The organism is Pseudomonadota bacterium, from assembly GCA_011049115.1.
Lineage (GTDB): Bacteria > Desulfobacterota > Anaeroferrophillalia > Anaeroferrophillales > Tharpellaceae > DSCM01.
The window spans coordinates 1-3,754 of the sequence record DSCM01000121.1; the positions used below are offsets into that span (position 1 = coordinate 1).

At 50.7% G+C, this 3,754-nt stretch carries 2 protein-coding genes; both read right to left on the bottom strand.

Annotated elements, in window-relative coordinates:
• Positions 1–463 precede the first annotated feature (463 nt).
• Positions 464–1,219 carry a cytoplasmic protein gene (locus ENN66_10680; GenBank protein ID HDS17045.1) on the bottom strand — a complete coding sequence of 252 codons (756 nt, stop codon included), beginning with the start codon at positions 1,217–1,219 and terminating at the stop codon, positions 464–466.
• Positions 1,219–3,309: an elongation factor G gene (locus ENN66_10685; GenBank protein ID HDS17046.1), complete on the bottom strand. Its 2,091-nt coding sequence runs from the start codon at positions 3,307–3,309 to the stop codon at positions 1,219–1,221. Before ENN66_10685 ends, ENN66_10680 begins: the two co-directional genes overlap by 1 nt.
• Between the last annotated feature and the right edge of the window lie 445 nt (positions 3,310–3,754).

The window sequence follows — 3,754 nt, forward strand, 5'->3', positions numbered from 1 at the left end:
GAAAGACATTACCAATAAGCAAACTTAAAATTTAACCATGAACATCAGTGCTTAACTTTATCTTGCAATCAGGGTGATCAATTTCGATAATCACAACTGGTCAAATTTCGGTTGTCATAACTAAACTTAGGCAGCCTGTCATATTTTCGCACAAAACTCAAGAGAAATATGTGTTTGTTTCTAATGTCTGGTTTTCGCCGGAAGAAGAAATAAAAAAGGACGGAGAAGAATCCGTCCTTTTCAGCGTGTGCAGAAAAACAGGTCAGCGGTTAGTGACTTACAAGTTATTTTCTTGTTTCTTCAACCGCAAAACAAGAAAATGTTAAGTTTCTTCATCGGGTTATCCCTGAAGGTGATGTCCCGATGAAGAAACTTATCCAGCTCTGCTGGGTCTGATAAGAGCACCTATTTGTGGGCCGCAGGATCCCTTTGGGTTGCGGGGCTCGTTCCCGCATTAATTGATCTATTCCTTGATCAGCATGGTGACAGGATCGAGCGACAAACTCTGGTTTGCGATTGTGTCACGGCCTTTCAGAACGTTTAATTTAACGGCGTCATTGTGGGGTTCAAGCTTGATAACCACATCGAGCAGGTCGCTGAATTCGCTGATCTGAATCGGCATGCCCTCGGTATCCGGTTCTTCGTGGCGGTGGCTGCGCACGGTAAACCAGATATGGGATTTAAATTTCTGCGAGAGTTCTTTTAAGGTATGTAAGTCCGCTCGCTTGATCTGTTCATTGACGGGCAGGCCGTCGATCAGAATCATCTGCGGCGTGAAAATCTGCTGGTCGGCCAGTTCGGTTAAACGCTCCTCGAGGCGGGGAACACTGAATCCGCCAATATTGAAGGTCATGATGAAGCGATGGGGCAGCAGCTCGTTCCAAAGTTCATCGATCTTTTCAATTCTATACTGGGCGGCGATATTGTTGAAAACTTCCTTGTACCAGAGGTTGACCTTTCTTACCGGATCCCCGAGGCTGACATGCAGGGCACAATCGCCTCTAAGTAGTGAATTCAGGGCCAACTGGACCAGGAGCGCGGTTTTGCCGACCCCGGCCCGGGCCACTACCGCGCCCAATCCGCCTTCCGGCAGAATATAACCTTTTTCATCGCTGACAGCCCGTAACGGGTTACGCATGATCAAATCTTTTTTCAACATCATAAAACTCCTCTCTCGCAGGTAGATGACCTGGTAGGCGTGGCGGTTTCGGACTTTCATCAGGCAGCGCCTTTTTTAGACTCCTCGGCTTTTCTCTTGAGCAACTCTTCCGTGATGCTCTGTGGAACCTGGCGATAGCTGGCAAACTCCATGGTGAACTGGGCCTTGCCCTGAGTGCTGGAGCGCAGGACCGTGGAGTAACCAAACATCTCCGCCAGGGGGACCTGGCTTTCAATGACGCACATCGGTCCTTCATCCTGAGCGCCGAGGATGGTTCCACGTCGTTGGTTAATCGTGCCCATGACCGTGCCCTGGAATTCGGTCGGGGTTTCAATGACAACTTTCATGATCGGTTCGTGGATAACCGGACTGGCCTTGCGGTAGGCTTCCTGGAAAGCTGCTCGGGCGGCGGTCTGGAAAGCCATTTCCGAGGAGTCAACCGCATGTGCGGCCCCGTCGTTCAGCTCAACCCGGATGCCGGTTACCGGAAATTCAAGCAGGGCGCCTTTGACCAGGCCGGCGCGAAAACCTTTTTCGCAGGCGGAGATAAACTGGGTCGGGATGGCGCCGCCGGTAACCTTGTTGATGAATTCAAATTCACCCTCGCCGAAAGGCTCAATGTAGCCCGCGACTCGGCCGAACTGACCTGAACCTCCGGTCTGTTTTTTATGAGTGTAATTGAAGTCGGCGCGTTTGGTGATGGTTTCGCGATAGGCGACCCGGGGCTGACCGGTGCTGACCTCGGCGTTGTATTCACGCCGCATTCTTTCGACGTAAACTTCAAGATGAAGTTCGCCCATACCCTCGATAATGGTCTCGTTGGTTTCGTCGTCCACAAAGGTCCGAAAGGTCGGATCCTCTTTGGCGAAACGGTTCAGGGCCTTCGACATGTTGATCTGGGACTTGTTGTCCTTGGGAATGATCGCCAGTGAAATAACCGGGTTGGGCACAAACATCGAAGTCATTGAATAATTGAGTTTGGGATCGGTGAAGGTATCTCCGGAAGCGCAGTCGATACCGAACAGGGCTCCGATATATCCTGCCGGAATCATCTCGATATCCTCCATCTGATTGGCGTGCATTCGCACCAGACGGCCGATTTTAACCTTCTTGCCGGTACGGGTGTTGATCAGGGTATCTCCTTTGCTCAGATTCCCCTGGTAAACCCGAATGTAGGTCAACTGACCGTACTGGCCGTCTTCAAGCTTGAAGGCGAGCGCCACGGTCGGATCGGAAGCCGCACTGGTCATTTTGATCGGGGCTTCCTCGTTATCCAGATCCAGAGCTGTGTTCTCGACCTCGGAGGGATTGGGAAGCAGCTTGACGGCGGCATCAAGCAGAGGTTGAATTCCTTTGTTTTTATAGGCTGAACCCATGTAGACCGGGGTTATCTTGCGCTCCAGAACGCCTTTGCGGACGGCGCTTAAGATCATTTCGGCGCTGATCTCGCTTTCATCAAGAAAGGCTTCGGCCAGTTCGTCGCAGAAATTGGAAGCGGCTTCGATAAGCTCCTCACGTCTTTCCTGGGCCAGCTCCAGGAGTGAGGCCGGGATTTCTTCGTTTCTGATTATCTCGCCGTTACTGCCTTCAAAATAGACGGCTTTCATCGAAGCCAGGTCAATCACGCCCTGATGCTCGGCTTCCAAGCCCAGCGGCAGCTGCATGGCAATGGCGTTGTGGCCCAGCTTTTCGCGCAGCTGTTGCACCACCCTTTCCGGGTTGGCTCCGCTGCGGTCGCACTTGTTGACAAAAGCAATACAGGGGACTTTGTAGCGTTTCATTTGCTGATCAACGGTTATCGACTGGGATTGGACGCCGCCGACCGAACACAAGACCAGGATCGCTCCGTCCAGGACTCTCAGGGAGCGCTCAACTTCAATGGTAAAGTCGACATGGCCGGGGGTGTCGATAATGTTGATCTGATGTTTGTTCCATTCGCAGAAGGTCGCGGCCGAGGCGATGGTGATGCCGCGTTCCTTCTCCAGTTCCATGGAGTCCATGGTAGCCCCGACGCCATCCTTGCCTTTGACGTCGTGAATGGCGTGAATCCTCTGGGTGTAAAACAGGATTCTTTCGGTCAGCGTGGTTTTCCCGGAATCAATGTGGGCGCTGATGCCGATGTTGCGTATTTTGTTCAGTTCAATATTCATTTCTTCACCTTTTGTACTTTTTTATTCGTCCGGATTGAGCGATCCGCAAGCTCGGATCATAATTAATTTTTGATTGAAGTATGCTGGCTTTCGTTAAAAAAAGATCGCCTGCAATCTTGGCGACTACAGGCGATCCGGGCAACTATAACCTTTATGGATTATTAACTGCAGGGGTAATAGGGTGCCGGCCGGATAAAGTACAGTCGTAACCGGGCCTTTACCGGTCGCGTCGACCGGAGAAGCGAGCGGCCAATACCCTAAAAAAATTAATAATGCAAGGAGAATTTAGCGGATTTCGAAAAAATAATCAATTCTAAAATAAAAAAAGGTGTTGCGACAAAGCGTTTTTTTTAATTCACAGAGAATTTCGAGGCCATAAGCGACCTAATCTTGGTTGTTTTTCGCTTCGAAGCTCCTTATTCAGTCCGCCGGTTTGATTTTTTGC

What these genes read in the sequence shown, in the direction of transcription:
- ENN66_10685 (HDS17046.1), bottom strand. Translation starts at nt 3,309, where the DNA reads ATGAATATTGAACTGAACAAAATACGCAACATCGGCATCAGCGCCCAC.
- ENN66_10680 (HDS17045.1), bottom strand. Translation starts at nt 1,219, where the DNA reads ATGAAAGTCCGAAACCGCCACGCCTACCAGGTCATCTACCTGCGAGAG.